At 61.1% G+C, this 14,303-nt stretch carries 18 protein-coding genes; 3 read left to right on the top strand and 15 right to left on the bottom strand.

Annotated features, from left to right (window positions below; all coding sequences use genetic code 11):
- Positions 1-182 precede the first annotated feature (182 nt).
- On the bottom strand, positions 183-620 hold the full coding sequence (locus tag IEX50_RS16615; RefSeq protein WP_157175797.1) for a LexA family protein: 438 nt from the start codon (positions 618-620) through the stop codon (positions 183-185).
- Between the two features lie 51 nt (positions 621-671).
- Here IEX50_RS16615 and IEX50_RS16620 point away from each other — a divergent pair, with 51 nt between their 5' ends.
- The gene (locus IEX50_RS16620; RefSeq protein ID WP_157174882.1) at positions 672-902 is read left to right on the top strand and encodes a hypothetical protein; all 231 of its coding nucleotides are present in this window, start codon (positions 672-674) and stop codon (positions 900-902) included.
- A gap of 9 nt (positions 903-911) precedes the next feature.
- On the top strand, positions 912-1,544 hold the full coding sequence (locus IEX50_RS16625; protein ID WP_157174881.1) for an SOS response-associated peptidase family protein: 633 nt from the start codon (positions 912-914) through the stop codon (positions 1,542-1,544).
- Between the two features lie 308 nt (positions 1,545-1,852).
- On the opposite strand, the gene IEX50_RS16630 is transcribed toward IEX50_RS16625, so the two are convergent.
- From IEX50_RS16630 to IEX50_RS16685, 12 genes are all read right to left on the bottom strand, one after another.
- Entirely contained in the window at positions 1,853-3,037 is a 1,185-nt protein-coding gene (locus IEX50_RS16630; protein WP_229674145.1) for a relaxase/mobilization nuclease domain-containing protein, read from the bottom strand.
- On the bottom strand, positions 3,030-3,479 hold the full coding sequence (locus IEX50_RS16635) for a hypothetical protein (protein WP_229674147.1): 450 nt from the start codon (positions 3,477-3,479) through the stop codon (positions 3,030-3,032). The genes IEX50_RS16630 and IEX50_RS16635 overlap by 8 nt, the downstream gene beginning before the upstream one ends.
- 415 nt (positions 3,480-3,894) lie before the next feature.
- Complete coding sequence (locus IEX50_RS16640; protein WP_157174880.1) at positions 3,895-4,704, bottom strand: hypothetical protein; 810 nt, start codon at positions 4,702-4,704, stop codon at positions 3,895-3,897.
- Positions 4,705-4,754: 50 nt separating this feature from the next.
- Entirely contained in the window at positions 4,755-5,054 is a 300-nt protein-coding gene (locus tag IEX50_RS16645; protein WP_157174879.1) for a hypothetical protein, read from the bottom strand.
- A gap of 344 nt (positions 5,055-5,398) precedes the next feature.
- Positions 5,399-5,620, bottom strand: a complete 222-nt coding sequence (locus tag IEX50_RS16650) for a hypothetical protein (RefSeq protein WP_157174878.1) — start codon at positions 5,618-5,620, stop codon at positions 5,399-5,401.
- On the bottom strand, positions 5,620-6,741 hold the full coding sequence (locus IEX50_RS16655) for a ParB/RepB/Spo0J family partition protein (RefSeq protein WP_157174877.1): 1,122 nt from the start codon (positions 6,739-6,741) through the stop codon (positions 5,620-5,622). The genes IEX50_RS16650 and IEX50_RS16655 overlap by 1 nt, the downstream gene beginning before the upstream one ends.
- Positions 6,741-7,517 carry a ParA family protein gene (locus tag IEX50_RS16660; RefSeq protein WP_157174876.1) on the bottom strand — a complete coding sequence of 259 codons (777 nt, stop codon included), beginning with the start codon at positions 7,515-7,517 and terminating at the stop codon, positions 6,741-6,743. The genes IEX50_RS16655 and IEX50_RS16660 overlap by 1 nt, the downstream gene beginning before the upstream one ends.
- Before the next feature lie 28 nt (positions 7,518-7,545).
- The gene (locus tag IEX50_RS16665; RefSeq protein ID WP_157174875.1) at positions 7,546-7,761 is read right to left on the bottom strand and encodes a hypothetical protein; all 216 of its coding nucleotides are present in this window, start codon (positions 7,759-7,761) and stop codon (positions 7,546-7,548) included.
- Between the two features lie 311 nt (positions 7,762-8,072).
- Positions 8,073-8,420, bottom strand: coding sequence for a hypothetical protein (locus tag IEX50_RS16670; protein WP_157174874.1), 348 nt, complete (start codon positions 8,418-8,420; stop codon positions 8,073-8,075).
- A complete protein-coding gene (locus IEX50_RS16675) occupies positions 8,417-9,001 on the bottom strand; it encodes a recombinase family protein (RefSeq protein ID WP_229674149.1) in 585 nt (194 codons plus the stop codon). The genes IEX50_RS16670 and IEX50_RS16675 overlap by 4 nt, the downstream gene beginning before the upstream one ends.
- A 104-nt stretch (positions 9,002-9,105) precedes the next feature.
- On the bottom strand, positions 9,106-9,330 hold the full coding sequence (locus IEX50_RS16680) for a hypothetical protein (RefSeq protein ID WP_157174873.1): 225 nt from the start codon (positions 9,328-9,330) through the stop codon (positions 9,106-9,108).
- Positions 9,331-9,614: 284 nt separating this feature from the next.
- Entirely contained in the window at positions 9,615-10,460 is an 846-nt protein-coding gene (locus IEX50_RS16685) for a DUF932 domain-containing protein (protein WP_157174872.1), read from the bottom strand.
- 190 nt (positions 10,461-10,650) lie between these two features.
- Between IEX50_RS16685 and IEX50_RS16690 the strand changes: the two genes are divergently transcribed.
- Positions 10,651-11,403: a hypothetical protein gene (locus tag IEX50_RS16690; protein WP_157174871.1), complete on the top strand. Its 753-nt coding sequence runs from the start codon at positions 10,651-10,653 to the stop codon at positions 11,401-11,403.
- Positions 11,404-12,009: 606 nt separating this feature from the next.
- On the opposite strand, the gene IEX50_RS16695 is transcribed toward IEX50_RS16690, so the two are convergent.
- Both IEX50_RS16695 and IEX50_RS16700 read right to left on the bottom strand, forming a co-directional pair.
- Positions 12,010-12,843 carry a helix-turn-helix domain-containing protein gene (locus IEX50_RS16695; protein ID WP_157174870.1) on the bottom strand — a complete coding sequence of 278 codons (834 nt, stop codon included), beginning with the start codon at positions 12,841-12,843 and terminating at the stop codon, positions 12,010-12,012.
- 189 nt (positions 12,844-13,032) lie between these two features.
- Entirely contained in the window at positions 13,033-13,446 is a 414-nt protein-coding gene (locus IEX50_RS16700) for a hypothetical protein (RefSeq protein ID WP_157174869.1), read from the bottom strand.
- Positions 13,447-14,303 lie beyond the last annotated feature (857 nt).

Below are 14,303 nucleotides of genomic sequence, written 5' to 3' on the forward strand. Positions count from 1 at the left end.
CCTGCGCATACGCGCCCATCTTTTCGTGATGTTGGAATTTTTATATTGACTGGAATCGCTTATTTTCCGGCCAGTGGCCCGCGATCGGAAAAATTCCGGTATAATAATGTTAGCCGCATAATACGAATTATGTGGAGCACCGTATAAGACGTAGAAGTTCGCTACGTCCACGATCGCCCACGTCATCGCCGGTAGTCGCGAACGCCGGACCTGACGACGCCCCACACGTCAACGGCCTCGTCGGCGATCGTCACGGGGTAGCTCATAGTCGCGTTGCGCGCCTCCAGGTGCGGCACCCCTTCGCGGAATACGAGCTGGCGACACACGAACCCGCCGTCCACGATCGCGATCACGATATGCCCGTCTGACGGTCGGGTATCGCGATCGACCACCACCACGTCATTATCTTGGATGCCGGCATCCCTCATGCTGCTTCCGTCGATCCGGAAAACGAAGCTCGCGGCTCGGTCCAGCCGCAACAAGTCGATTAGATTGATAGAGTCGCACGCCCAGTCTTGGGCGGGGGACGGAAATCCGGCTCCTGCTGCGGCGATGATGCGAGGCACAAGCCCCGGTGGCACATCGGCGAGCGGGACCGGTTGCATCAACGGCAACATTATGGTGGCTCCTTTCTCGGGCCATATAACGCCCAACGGAACAGAAAGGGAACAATGTCCGCCGCGACCGATCGCTTTTCTGTTCGCCGCCTCTTCGTGCTTTCAAGTATGATTGCCGATCGTGGCGCAATGCCGCATCCTCTTCGGATGCAAAATCCACCTGACGACTACGAGGAATCGGCCCGGATCGTGGAAGCCTTTGCGGAAGGCGAAACCGATCCGCGCGTTTTGGAGCTGCTACGCAAAATCGCAACGGCCATCCGCGACCACGCGATAGACGACTAGGATCGCATCATGTGCAACCGCGCCCGCATGTCTGGCGAACCCGAAACCCTATGGGGATCAGCCGCGAAACTGTTTGGCGAACGCCCGCGCGACAACCGGTTTAACCCTCGCGAGCTGCGGCCCAAGAGCCGGAATTATATCGTCCGCGAACAGGATGGCGAACGGGCTTGGGACGTGATGACGTGGGACGTGACGGGCGGCAAAGCGCCTTGGCCCATGACGAACGTGCGTAACCTCGGGTTGGCCCAATGGCGCAAGCTGGCGGAGAAACCGGAAAACCGCTGCATCGTTCCGTTGACCGAGTTCTGCGAGTTCACGCCCGAAAAGCATGATCTGGACGACGGCAAGCCGCCCCTGAAAGGCGAAATGTGGTTCGCCGTTCCTAGTCAGCCGGTGTTCGCTGTCGCCGGGTTCTGGCAGCATACGGCGGAAGGCGACGGCTTTACGATGGTGACATGCGACCCCAATTCGCTGGTGAGTCCTATCCACCCCAAGGCGATGATAACGATCCTCGATCCGGGCGACGTGGATACGTGGTTGCGAGGCTCATACGATGATGTTGTTCGTCTCCAGAAGCCGTTTGATCCGGACAAGATGACGGTGCGCGGCCCGGTGTTTCCGACGCGGCGGAAAGAGCGATAGCGGCATAAAGTTCGTCCGGACGAACTTTTGCGCGGTGCGATCTGCTAGGGGCAATCATCACCGCTAGGGGGTGGCAAACATCACCACCAGTCGAAAGGCTGGGGGGGTCCGATTATCACCACCCGTCAAACCGCCGGGGGGTCCGATTATCACCACCGATCCGAATAGCCGGTAGGGGCGATCATCACCGCTAGGGGGTGGCAAACATCACCACCAGTCGAACGCCCTAAAGGGGGTCCGATAATCACCGCAAAGGGGTCCGATAATCACCGCTCGTCGAAGGCCAGGTAGGGGCAATCATCACCGCCCTACCGGCTCCGATCGGGACGGGTCCGCGTCTTCGGCGGTTCTGGCGATCGGTCCGGCTGCTGGGCTGGGCGCTCGGGTGCGGTCGCTGCTGGTGCGGGCTGCTCGCGCTGTGTCGTCGGTCGCTCGCGCTGTGGCGCGGGTACTGCCTCCCGGTCCTTCTCAACCTCATTCCCGCCCCGGTTCAATTCGGCCATCTGCCGGGCAAGCTCGCGATCTCGCGTCATCAGGCCCGGCATGGATTCGACGAACGCGCGCGTCTGCTGTGCCAGCTTCCGATCGGCGGGGTCGTCGCTCGCATCCAAAACGGTAGCGGCCCGCTCATACGACGCGCGCACCTCGGACTGACGAACGATCGCCTTCACCTCCCACGGCCGGGGCTGGGCTGGGCGCTCCGTCAACATCGCCTCGGCCTCTGCCCGGCTCGATTGCAGGACGCGGGGCAGCTCGGCCGCTCCAGCCTCCGCACGCTCCCTGATCTTGCGAACGGGCGTCCGTTCCGTTTTCTGAATGACGCCACGCGCGCGGCGCGGCGTCGCCTCGGCCTCAACCCCCCTCGCCCGCAACTCGCGCGCGAAGCTCTCTCGCCATCCCGCTAGATCGTCCTTCCGGGGATTAAACCGCTCGCCTCCCTCGCCTCGGGCTGCGACCGTCAAATGGACGTGCGGATGATCGGCGTCGGTATGTAGGGCCATCGCATACGGGAACCGCTCAAACTCGGTTTGTGCAAACGCTCGGGCGGCTCGATAGACGGTATCGGGATCGGTGCCGGGCGGCATTGAAAGCACGAGGGAAACGGACGTAAGCGGCTCGCGCCGCCTACTGGCGGCTTCGTCGCTCTCCCATTCCTTCGCCAGCTCGCGAAGCTCCAGCACGCTTTCGATCTTCTCGCCGTCGTGGGTTTCGACCTCCAGCTTTCCATGACGGCCGATATATTCAAGGTGCGCGGCGGTATGTCCGCCCCCGCGCTGTCGGCCGGAAACCTTCACCATGACCTCGGGCGCTTTGCCCGTCACGCGCTGGAGCTTGGCCCGCGCTGACGCTGCTACGCTGCCGCCCCCGCCCCCGGCTCTTCCGGCCTTACTGCCGGTGCCTAAGTTCAGCTTCCCCTTTGAACCGGTCGACTTGCCCCCTGCCGGCGGGTGCCAGGTGGTGTCGAGAAACTCGATCTTCGGCCCCTCACTCATCGTCGGTCTGCCAATATTTTAGATCGCCGCGAAGCGCGTCGCCGATCGCCGCTATCTGCTGGTCGATCGCCTCTTTCATCGACGCCACCCGCGCCGCTTCCCGTGGTAGCTCCAACCGGCTTTCCTCCATGTTGGCCGCGTGAAGTGCCTTCACCGCCTGATTGACGTTCTTGCCGATGAAGCGAAGCTCGCGGCGAATGTCGATCAGCTCGTTTAGCTGGTCAAGCGGCGGGACGGGCGCGGCGCGCAACCGGCTTTGGACCAGTGCAACGATCCATTCCGTGCGCTTCAACCGTCGTTCGCTCGCGACCCTTTGCAGCTCCGCGCCATCCTCTTTCGGTAATCGGATCTCGATCCGGTCGGGCGGCTTGTCGGTGATCGGCAACGGCGGAAGCATGACACCCTCTGCGGCACAAACCCGCTCGATCATCTCGCGCAGCACGGCCGATCGCCCGCCGCCGCCTTCCGCGATCGTGTCGAACTGGCGCGCCAGGTCGTCGGGCAATCGGATCGTGAACCTCGTCATTGGCGAGGTAATACACCAACCATCGGGCGGTGTCAGACAAAAACCGGCTGTAAGCCTATCCTGCCATCAAACCACATGAGTAAAAAGTGTTCGTCCGGACGAACTTTCCCAACGATCGCCTTTTGTCCGATCGCCTCCCCATCCCCTGCCTCTTCTCTCGGTCTATCGCCGGGCATCGCCCGGCTCGCGCGAAAATGCCCCCGTGACGATCAAGCAACGCGCCGATCGTCACGGGGGCATTTTCGCGCCGCCCGGATCATGTTCCCCCCTCGCCCGTTCTCATTCTCGACGGCGCGGCCTTCCCCCCTCCCGCGCCGTCACCCTCTCCAGCCTAGAACGCAAAAGCCGCCTGTCCGGTCTTGGCCTCAACGTAGGTCGGTCCATCCCCGGCGCTGTACCTGTCCCGGCCCTTCGTCGACCATTGCAGGAACCCGGCCCGATCGTATTCAAACCAACCGTCTTCGATCCCAAAAATGAACGCCCACGCCTGATCCTCGGGACTGCTGCACAAGCCATTGATCGGCCAATGCTCGCCACCCTTCTTGCCTTCCGGATTGACTGACATTGGTTTCGCGAACTCCCGGATCGTCGATGCGCGATCGGTCGGTTCGCACGCTCCTAGCTCGTCCATGATGGTACGGGCGTCGATCGTGGATAGGTGGCCGTGACGTTTGCCGTTGTCGCTGTGATCGGAATAGCGAAGCCCAAAATCGATCGCGTTGAATATGCAACTGGTCGTCGTGAAGTCCGACGTATCCAGCAACGCCCGCCACTCGCCCGCCGTCACTAGGTCAACCGCGTGAAACCATCGGTACGAATGGCAAGTGCTGACGCCGTGTTCGTTGGGTGCGCCGTTCGGGTCCAGCTTCAACCCTAGCGCGGCCTCGACGTGCTGCACGAATGGATGCGCGGCTAGGTCGGGATGACGTAGGCCGATCGTGCGGGGCTGATCGCCGTGGGCTTTGCATACCTCGATCGGAAAGCGGAACAGGCGGGACGGTAGGTTCCACGGGGCGGGCAGGGGGAACCCGCTCGGCACGGTCAAACCGCTGTTTAGGTCCAGAATGAAATCGTTCGGTGCAAACCCGGCGGCGATGATCTGTTCGCCCAGCTCGTCGCGATTCGTGGTTGTGGTGGTCATATCGGCATCCTTGGAAAAGGCGGGCCGGGTCATCCCCGGCCCGTGAAGGGTCAGAGAGTTTTCCAAGGTTCATCCGAACGGACGGGGCGATAACGTAGCTCGGTGCATCCGTAGGCTTCGGCCCAATCGAGCGGCGCGAATGCGAGGTCGGCGCTTTGGTTGATGAACCGGGTCCGGCCTTCAAAATAGACCACGCCGTCATCGTCCAAAAGCTGGAACTCGGTCGCCATCGTCGCGAGCGTATCCGCTACCTTGCTTTCATTCTGATAGTGCCGCGATTCGTCGTCGAACTGGCCGAAATTGACCGCGTTGCCGTCGTCGATGTGGTCGGTGATGATGATCCAGCGCATTTTCGATCCCTCCGGTTCGGTTCGGGGGAAAGGCCCCCTCAAACTCCTTCATCGTGGAATCTATCGGGGAGAGGGGGGCAGCGAGAATCTAGGGGGGTGGTGCGGGCGCAGGGAGCGTAGCGACTGAGCCTCGGCCCCCTAGATTGTCGTTGCGGGGGAGAGGGCGCCGGGCGTCCTTTCCCCCTCTTCTTTCAAACTACGCTCGGGCCTCTTGGCCCGATCATCTTCCTGCAAGTCGATCGTAACCCGTAGGGCCAAGACCGCTCTTCGCGGGCTTGGTCGGAGCGCCACTTGGCGCGGAGATAGAGCGCGGTCCCGAAGGGATGCAGCCCTAACCCCTTCACTCAATCCTCCGTCTGTCCGATCCCGCCTGAACTTGGGAAAAGGAAACCGTAAAGCAAAATACCGTCAAATATGACAAACGATATCGCGAGCGTCTTTAACAACTTCGGATCGCCATTGTTGAAATAGACGTTGCCGGCAAGGATCAAGAGAACGATCGCTGTTAACGCTATGAAGCAAATCGCCATTTGCCTGAACGAACTAAGCTCGAAAAATCTTTTCATCATCGTGCATCCTTCCCACGAACGGCACCTGAATTGACGAACTCTGTTGAACCATTATCGTCAAAAACGACTTCAACAGTTTCCGGGAGAATAAGTCTTGCCGGGCGTCCATCAATCAAAACCGCGATACCCGCCTTGTCCGCGATCGGTGCTGCTGCTGGCTTTGTCGGCGCTGCTGGTGCTGCTGCTGCTGGCTTTGCCGCTGCTGTTGGCGCTGGCGCTGTTGCTGGCGCTGTTTGTGCCGGTGCTGGTGCCGGTGCTGGTGCCGGTGCTGGTGCCGCTGCCTGTGCTGCCGGTCCTGCCGGATTTTCCGCGTCTTTCCCGGTTTCAGCCGGTGCGCCAGGTGCAGCCTCCGAACCTTCAAAAGTTCGTCCGGACGAACTTTTCTCGTCGCCACCTAGCGGCAAAGGCGGTTCGTTTGGATCGGTTGCCGGCGCTGCCGGGGCGGTCCGAACCGGAGCTGCATCGGCACCCCTGACAAGCTCGCGTGCTGCGGCTCGCCGGATACCTGTTCCGTCACTCTCCGAAACGAACGTCTCGACCTTGGCAGGGTCGGCCTTCCACCCCTGATAAAGCTCGTAGATCGTTCGGATTGCCGTTGTCCCTCCCAAGGCGCGAAGGAACGGCGGCATTTCCTGTAGCGCCGCATATTCGGCGATTACCGATTTTGGCCGTCCGAGTTTCCTCGCGATGTCCGCTGCCTTTTGACCCTCGGCTAGCGCGTTAGCGATAGCCTCGCCCATTTCGGCCGTCGTGAGATTAGCGCGCTGATCGTTCTCTATAACCTGATCGAGAATGTCGTTCTCGCTGGCTTTGCTCTCGGTGACGATCGCGTCGATTTCAGTCAGCCCGGCAATCCCGGACGCGCGGTAACGGCGCTCGCCGTAGCGAATGACGAACGTCGTCCCGCCGGGTTCGGCGCGGACGGTGATCGGCTGCAACAGGCCACGTTGCTTGATCGACTCCGCCAGCTCGTCGAGCTGGGCTTGATCGAACGTCTTACGGGGGTTTTTCGGATCGGGCTTGATCCGCGCCAACGGGATTTTCGTCACCGCAAGGGCGTTAGCCCCTGCATCGAGCGCGAAAGCGGCGTCACCTAGTAGGTTTCCGAACTTGGACATTATACGGCCCCCGCTTCGGCCTGGGGCGTCGTGGGTGGCGTGATCCGCTCGCGCACGGTCGCGAGTACCTTGCGGATTTCAGCCCCCGCCACGGTCGCGCCGGAAGTCTTAATTTTCCAGACCGGCACCGCGTCGGACATTGCCTGTTCGTATCCGTCGCGGGTGGTGATGACGCCGGGAAACATCATCTTCTCGCCGAACTCATTGAGTAGGGTTTGAAGGTTCTCCTTCTCGCGCCGGGAATGGCTGTTGAACCGCGAAGCGAGCAAGCCAAGGAAATTGATCGCTCGACCGCCTCGGCCCATCTGCTGAACTTGCTTCATCGACTGTATGAGCTGCCCCACGCCGCTGATTGCAAAATCCTTCAACTCGACCGGGGCTAGAAGATGGTCGCAAACGGCCATCGCCGCGAAGTTACGCCAGCCCCAAGCGGGCGGGGTATCAACCACGCAATAGTCGAACCCTTCTGCGATCTTGGCGAACTGCGGGATCATGATTTCCGCGCCCGGCCGCTCGACGGCATCAAGCCGCCCGTCGCTGGCAAGGATCGTGATTCCCGGTTCCGGGGTGAGAGGATCTAGCTTCCCCGTCTCGAATAGATCGGCGGCGTAACCGCCGCGCCGCTCGTCCTTAAGGACGGTGCTGGAATTGCCCTGTCCGTCCAGATCGATGAACAGGACGCTCGCGCGCAGCTCGGCAAGGAACCACGCAATATGCACGGCTAGAAGCGTCTTCCCGACGCCACCTTTCTGATTGTTGATAACGATCGTCTGCATGGCTCAAGCCTCCACCGGCTATGCCGGTTCAATGGTTGTCCGGACCGCTCCGGAGATTGCGTTCGTAAAGTTCTTGGGATGATCGATCGTCACGGTAGGGGCCGCTCCTGCTGCCTCGCGATCCGTGATTGCGCCCGAAGGGCGTCGATCCGCGAACGAACAGGCCGTAGAGGACCAGCGCGGCAATGAAGGCGTATCCGATCAATTCACCAAAGGCGCGAATGTAGTCGAGAATTACGCTCATGGCCGTCCCTCCGTTGTGCTGCGGGATCGCTTACGTCATCCGATGACGCCACCCTAGCACGATATCGTTAAATAGCCTAAGATAGCCCCTACCAACCGGCACAAGAGGTTTCCGAATATCATGGACGAACAGGGGAAGGGGCGGGGTCGCCCTAGCGATGGACCGAAACAGCCGGTTTACGCCCGCATTGCGTCCGATAAGCACGAACTGCTGCACCGTCTGAAAGACGAAAAGGGATGGTCGCTTGTGACGGCGATGGAGCGCGCCGTTGACGCGCTGGCGAAGCAAGAGGGTTTCTCCGAACATTCGAGCTAGTGCGCTGTCGGGTTGACGGGCGGTTGTCCCGTCAACGTGTTCAAAAGGCGCTCCAGCGTCGTAGCTCCAGCCGCAAGCGGCCGGGCAGGGGCCTTCAACTGATCGACCATCAAGGTTTGCGCCAGGTCGGCCGGGATCGTCGGGACGTGACGGCGCGCGATCGTGACAAGCGCGCTCGGGTGTGTGACCTCGGCATAGGACGCGCCTAGCCAAAGCTGGGGCGGGTCTTCGTCCGAACCGTCCTGCAAGGCATCTATCCAGACGGTGAGATAGAACGTCGCAAGCGGTGCATCCCAACCGATCGCGAGGCGTGCGCCGTTCCCGTCATACTCATAGCGGCTCATTGCTCGGTTTCCGTCCTGCCCGCGAGAAGCCTCGATATCGTGGCTTGGCTCACGTTGTAGGTTCGCGCGACGGCCCGCTGCGTCTCGCCGTTGGCGACGCGTAGCGTCGCCTCGCGCATTTGATGGGGGGTTAAGGTCGGCTTGCGGCCGAACTTCACGCCATCGGCCTTCGCCTGAACCCTGCCGGCGGTCGTCCGCGCGATGATCCGGCCGCGCTCCCATTTGGCCGCGATTCCTAGAACGGCAATCACAACCTCCGCCAGCTCGGTTGACGTATCCACCAACGGCTCCGCGATCGATCGGAAGGCGGCTTCCGATAGTTTGACCTCGTGAAGGATATTCAACAGGTCGCGCGTGTCGCGTGCCAGCCGGTCGATCGCCGTCACCACCAGCACGTCGCCGGGATCGAGCGACTTCAACGCCTGACGTAGCCTCGGCCGCGGTGCGTTGGCACCCGCGCTGCCCGTCTCGCGAATGATCTTCTGACACCCGGCGGCGCGAAGCGCCTCCGTTTGCTGGGTCAAATCCTGTCCGCCTGTCGAGACGCGCGCATAGCCCAAAATCATGCTCTCTTTCTGCATCAGAATTGTGCATCACGGAAGGGCGCGGAAAAGTGCCATTCTCGAATTGATGCGAAATTGTTGATTTCTGCATCGGCTGGGGCTGGGGCCGGCCGGTCATCGGATCATGCGTCATCTATCGTCCGTTCGATGATCGGAAGAGGCCAAAGCCACGCGAAAAAGGTCATCGCGATAGTGGTCGCTAGAATTATCAATCCCGACTTAATCAGCTCTGGATCGCGGGTGAATACAAAGGCGTTGCCCGCTGCGATCAGGATTCCGATCGTCTCGAATATTGCTAACCCGATCCCCACTTGGATCATCGAGCTAAGCTGCGAAAACCTCTTCATCGTGCGAACCTCCGGTTACGGATGCCGGCGGCGCGGCGCAGCTCGTGCGCCATGCAAACGCGGCACGGGGGATAGGTGTCGGCGTCCAGCCAGTTGACGAAAGAGACAACGGCGCGGGCTGTAGCCAGGTGACGCCAACGGGTGCGGGGTGCGGTCGTCATGGGTCTGTCTCCGTGACGGCTCGGCGCGGCCCTGCTAGAGGGCGCGCGTCGGCTGTGGGGTCTGTCTCCGTGTGTCGGCAAAACCGGGGGGGCGGCGCTGCAATGCCGTCCCCCCACCTTGGCTTAGGCTGCGGCCTTTAGGCGCTGCATCCCCTCCGCCAGTGTCCACATCGCCCGGTTAAGGCTGACGTTCTGGTCGATGCCGTTGATCGGCCGCGTCGTGCTGCGACGGATGCGGCCTTCCTCGTTCCGCTTCGACCCGTGCAAGCCGCCCCGGATGACGTTTTCCTGAATGACGTTGAACGTGTTCCAGACGCTGCCGCCAACATCGGCCGAACGGCGCGGGGCGATGACCTGATCCGGGCGGAGCGGGCTTTCGTCGTCGCCATAGCGCGCGATCAACGCGGCCTCTCCGAATAGGCGCTGCTCGGCACCGGTGAGGGTGGTTCCCTTCATCGCCTCGGTCTGGTCGATGATGCGCGGGAAGTCCTTCGCGATCGTGTACGCGCCTTCGATGATTTCGTCCTGAATGTTGCCCTTGTGCTGAACGCGGACCTCTTGGAACTGATCGCCGCAAATCATGCCGTTGGTGCAAACGAAACGGAGCATCCCGGCGAACATCTGATAGGCGCTCGTGCCGTCGTGGCTGTTCACGATGATGACCTCTGCGGCCTCGGCCTTGCGGATATCATCGGTGCGACGAAGGCGAAGCATGTGCTTCGTGTGTGCCATGCGGCTGATATCGCGCGGCTTGGACTGTGCCGCGAAAAACGGTGCCCAACCTTCCTTGCGAAGGCCGTCGACCAGCTCGATCGTCGGGACATACACATAACGCTGCGAACGGCTGTCGTGCGCTTCTTCTGCGAAGATCGACGGGACGAGGGCGCGAAGCGTGTCGTTGTCGAGTGCTTCGGTGCCGCTGATCTGGCGGGCGTTGCGAGCGAAGCGGGTGGCGAGCTTGGCGTTCATGGGTCTGTCTCCGGTTGGTGATCGCCGCTGCAAATCGGCGGGAAGGCCGTCCTTCCACTCACGATATTAAACGATATCATCCGATATGCAATAAGATATTTGCATATTGTGCGATATTTTTTGATATCGTATGATCCGAGGCGGAAAAAGTTCGTCCGGACGAACTTTCCAGCCGGTAGGAGACTGATCGATGTTGATACCCCCGGAGATTGCCGCGCTGTTCCCGTCGCCAGTGGAGCGGCACAAAACCTTTAGCTGGTCCTTATTCGAGGTAGGAACGCAGCCCTTCGGCTGCATGATCGCGATCGGCACGCGGGAGGTTGTGGAAGATGGGAAACGCCGTCTCGACGTGCTGGCGCTCGATCTGACGGAACGCGATCCCTATCCGCGCCAGGTGATGATCGGTGAAGCTAAAGCCAATGCTTCCGGGGTCACGATTACGCCGGGGCTGGTCGAGGTCATTCACGCTCGATTGCGGGGGCTGGGGATTGGAACGCTGGTGTTCAACGTTGTTACCGCATGGGCGCAACGCACCTTCCCCGGTGCCGATCTGGCCCCGATTACCATCGTGCGTCCGGCCGGTGCTGCGGAGTTCGATCGCCTCGCGCGGTTCTATGGTCGGTTCGGTTTGAGCTGGGATCGCCCGGCGAATGGCTGGTGCGATCAATTCCCGTCCAAGCCGATGACGGTCGATGCGCTCAAACAGTATCCGGAAGAGCTGTTGCCGGACGTGCGCCGGGTCGATCTGACGAAGGGCCTAACCGCGATGTTCGATCGCATGTTGGAAGCTGACGACGATCGCCGGATGGTCGTTGCTCTGCGCGATCAGCTCGCCGATCGCCGCGACCGCTGGCGGACGATCGGCTATCGCCTGAATACGTTCGGGCTGGGGTTGGCCGCGCTGGCTGGGTTCGGTGCAGCTCGGGCGCTCGCGCTGCTGTAGCGCGGTTGTCCGGCGTAGCCTCCGCGTGCGAGCGCGACGCCTAGCCCCTGATAGCTCGCCGGGTGCAAGTGATCGCGCGTCGGAAGCTCGGCCAGGTCGATGACGTTATCCCCATATCGCGCGGCTGTAGCGCGGACGATCTGCGCGGCCCGTCGATGATAGGGCATAATCCATAGGACATAGCGGGCGCTCACTCCGGCGCGGAGCTGGGCGAGCCGATCGGGAAGGGCTGGGCTGTCGGCGTCGTTCGATCCTGCCGATATCGCGGCGGTGTTGAACGCTTCGGCCGGGATGATCCGCGCCACCCGGCTAGACGATATCCCCTGCTCGGCGACGATCGCGCATCGATCGAACAACGCGGCGCGCAATGCGGCTGCGGCACCTTGCGCGATGCTGTCGCCGATTATCAGACATTCAAGCATAGCGGCCCGTTCTCGTCGCCTTCGCGACCGATTGAATCGTTTCCACATGACGAAGGCAAGCAAATAGGAGCTGCCAAAGCCGCTTGCTCCACTGTGGAGCATCGTGGCGGCGTAGCCGACACTCCCGGTCGTGAAACAAGTCCGCCGGTTCTGGTTGATTGGTGCCTATCAACATGCCGCGCCGTCAGGCGTTAGCGCGTTGGCCGACTAGGCCAACTCCATTTGCACTTAGAGAATCAGAATGTGAGAGCGGTTGCGTCTGGTCGTGAGACTCGCTGTCGGTCTTATCGATCGACGCGCCCCATTTCTCGAAAGCCTTACCCATTTCCCCGCTCATCGTGGCCTTGGCGAAGTCAGCGCGGGAAAGGGTTTTGAGCATCGCTTGCGTCTCCGCTGCGTCCCTCGCTTGGTGCCGTTCCTGATCGACGGGGACGGGAGCCGGCCGCAACCAGCGCGGCAGATAGGCTATCACGCGCGCCGGCAGCATCGTCCGGTAAGCGTTCGACGTTTGCTTGTACCTTGGCCCTACGCCTTCGACCTCAACGCGCTTAAATCGGCGCTTACGGGCAAGGAAACCTATCGCCTCCAGAATGTCCAAGCACCGCGCGACGGTCGCCCGGCTAAGGCTCGTCTTGTTCATCATCCATTCGTAGGTCGGGAAAACGCGCCCGGCCTGTAGCCGCGCCAGCTCTAGGAGCTTTTCAAATAGCAGGATGGTGTTTGCGTTCAGCTTGAGGATTGCCCGCTCGATCCGGGAGGGTTCGCGCGCCTCGCGCGCGATCGTCGCCCGGATAGCTGCTCGATGCGTCCATAGCGCCTTCGCCGCCTTCATGGTCGCGTCGGTTTCGCCCTTAGCCGGGGCCGCGAAAAACGAGTCCTCAAAGGTGCCTTCCTCAACGCTACCGCGTCTGACTGGCGCGCCCGTGCGATGCGGTGCGCCTGATCGCTTAGGCTTGCGCGCCGACCGCCAGCTACCGATCGCGGCAATCGCGGCTGTGCCAAATGACAATGCTTCCATCTTCCGTCCCCTGTTGGGGCTGGGACCGGGGCAAAGAGGGGGCGTGGCGCAAAGCGCGCATCCTTGAACCGAAGTTCATTCCGGGCTATATGAAGGGAGAGTAGTTCGACCCCCCGGATCGACGTTTGGCGACGCCGCTCCATAAAACCTTGGGATGCCCGGCCTTGTGCCGGGCTTCTCTTTATGTGGTCACAGCCCAAGCTCCTGTTTGAAACTCGGATTGCCGAGCGCGGTGCGTAGCACCAGCTCGATCGCATCGGCGCGCTTGGTCAAGTTGTTGGCCTCGCGCACCTTGTCGATTGCTGAAAGTGTCTCGTCCGTCACGAGCAGCCGCGTAAGGTCGCGGCGGGGGTCAACAAGGCCGGTGATCGCGATCTGCAAGGCTTCGGCCCTACTCCGCACGCCTTCTTGATGCCGTACCTGATCAAGGCATTTAACGAGGGCTTTCGGCACAAAGACATTCAGGCTGACTAACCCCTGCTTCTTTGCTTCCTCACGGTGCTTGGCGACGTGTTCCCTTTGAATCTTGCGCTTTTCCTGCGCCCGTTCCTCACGTAGCGAGGGCGGGATAGGGTCCAGCGCAAAGGGTTCAGACGACTCCATGAATCCAGTCGCTATGCCATCCCCAAATATTAAGCAACTTTGTTGTAAGAGCGTCCAAACGATACCCGTCGTCAACCTCTCGCGCGTGCCGGGTGTGGCTCGTATCCCAAGCTATGGTTTGGGAGAAGAAAACAGAGCAAGTGCGGGTGCATATGACGCCATCTGACATGAAGCTCCTGGATGCGTGGAAGCAACGCACCCGCGCCGGTTCGCGAGCTGAAGCCGCACGCCTCCTGATCTTCAAAGCGTTGCGTGCTGAAGGCGCTATGCCGGACGACGACGAATGATCGCGTCCCTTCGGCTATGTCAGTGACTACGCAGCACCCGTCGATACGGGAGCGCCAGCTTACATCGATGCGGCCTTGCGACGGGATCGTGAAGGGCGTTCGTCTGCTGGAGGATTTGGACGGCACTTGGACGACGTTCGTCTGCGTCTCTTGGCGCGAAGACGAATGGCTAATTGTATTCGATTACCTCGGGAAGGGTCCGCGCCTCTATAAATCGGTTGCGCTGGCCGTCGAGCATGTGCGCTCGGCCTATAGATATTTCGGCCGCGTAATGGTTGAAACGGAACGTCGTTCAGACTCCGCCCCTCGCGTCAAGCGTAGATCAGACGCCTTTTGATCCGCTTCGGATGTTTTCTTAACCATAGTGCCCCGCCAACTTGCGCTATGTGACTCCCAAATGTCGCGACCCTGACTCAATATTTCGTTTTGTGACGCGGAATTAGGTCGAACCCCTCGCCTTGCGAATCACTTTCAGCTATTCAGGTCTGAGTAAGCCGAAGGGAGAACGACCAATGAACCGGTTCGATCAAATCCGTGCTAGCGCAAAGCGACTGTCGTATCTATGTAACT

Origin of the sequence: Sphingomonas prati, from assembly GCF_014643515.1 — a bacterium.
GTDB lineage: Bacteria > Pseudomonadota > Alphaproteobacteria > Sphingomonadales > Sphingomonadaceae > Sphingomonas_R > Sphingomonas_R prati.

Excerpts from the sequence above, each read along its gene's own strand:
- IEX50_RS16690 (WP_157174871.1), top strand. The coding sequence starts at position 10,651 with ATGTTGATACCCCCGGAGATTGCCGCGCTGTTCCCGTCGCCAGTGGAG.
- IEX50_RS16655 (WP_157174877.1), bottom strand. The coding sequence starts at position 6,741 with ATGTCCAAGTTCGGAAACCTACTAGGTGACGCCGCTTTCGCGCTCGAT.
- IEX50_RS16650 (WP_157174878.1), bottom strand. The coding sequence starts at position 5,620 with ATGAAAAGATTTTTCGAGCTTAGTTCGTTCAGGCAAATGGCGATTTGC.
- IEX50_RS16685 (WP_157174872.1), bottom strand. The coding sequence starts at position 10,460 with ATGAACGCCAAGCTCGCCACCCGCTTCGCTCGCAACGCCCGCCAGATC.
- IEX50_RS16695 (WP_157174870.1), bottom strand. The coding sequence starts at position 12,843 with ATGGAAGCATTGTCATTTGGCACAGCCGCGATTGCCGCGATCGGTAGC.
- IEX50_RS16620 (WP_157174882.1), top strand. The coding sequence starts at position 672 with ATGTCCGCCGCGACCGATCGCTTTTCTGTTCGCCGCCTCTTCGTGCTT.
- IEX50_RS16640 (WP_157174880.1), bottom strand. The coding sequence starts at position 4,704 with ATGACCACCACAACCACGAATCGCGACGAGCTGGGCGAACAGATCATC.
- IEX50_RS16645 (WP_157174879.1), bottom strand. The coding sequence starts at position 5,054 with ATGCGCTGGATCATCATCACCGACCACATCGACGACGGCAACGCGGTC.
- IEX50_RS16680 (WP_157174873.1), bottom strand. The coding sequence starts at position 9,330 with ATGAAGAGGTTTTCGCAGCTTAGCTCGATGATCCAAGTGGGGATCGGG.
- IEX50_RS16700 (WP_157174869.1), bottom strand. The coding sequence starts at position 13,446 with ATGGAGTCGTCTGAACCCTTTGCGCTGGACCCTATCCCGCCCTCGCTA.
- IEX50_RS16670 (WP_157174874.1), bottom strand. The coding sequence starts at position 8,420 with ATGAGCCGCTATGAGTATGACGGGAACGGCGCACGCCTCGCGATCGGT.
- IEX50_RS16675 (WP_229674149.1), bottom strand. The coding sequence starts at position 9,001 with ATGCAGAAAGAGAGCATGATTTTGGGCTATGCGCGCGTCTCGACAGGC.
- IEX50_RS16665 (WP_157174875.1), bottom strand. The coding sequence starts at position 7,761 with ATGAGCGTAATTCTCGACTACATTCGCGCCTTTGGTGAATTGATCGGA.
- IEX50_RS16660 (WP_157174876.1), bottom strand. The coding sequence starts at position 7,517 with ATGCAGACGATCGTTATCAACAATCAGAAAGGTGGCGTCGGGAAGACG.
- IEX50_RS16625 (WP_157174881.1), top strand. The coding sequence starts at position 912 with ATGTGCAACCGCGCCCGCATGTCTGGCGAACCCGAAACCCTATGGGGA.
- IEX50_RS16630 (WP_229674145.1), bottom strand. The coding sequence starts at position 3,037 with ATGAGTGAGGGGCCGAAGATCGAGTTTCTCGACACCACCTGGCACCCG.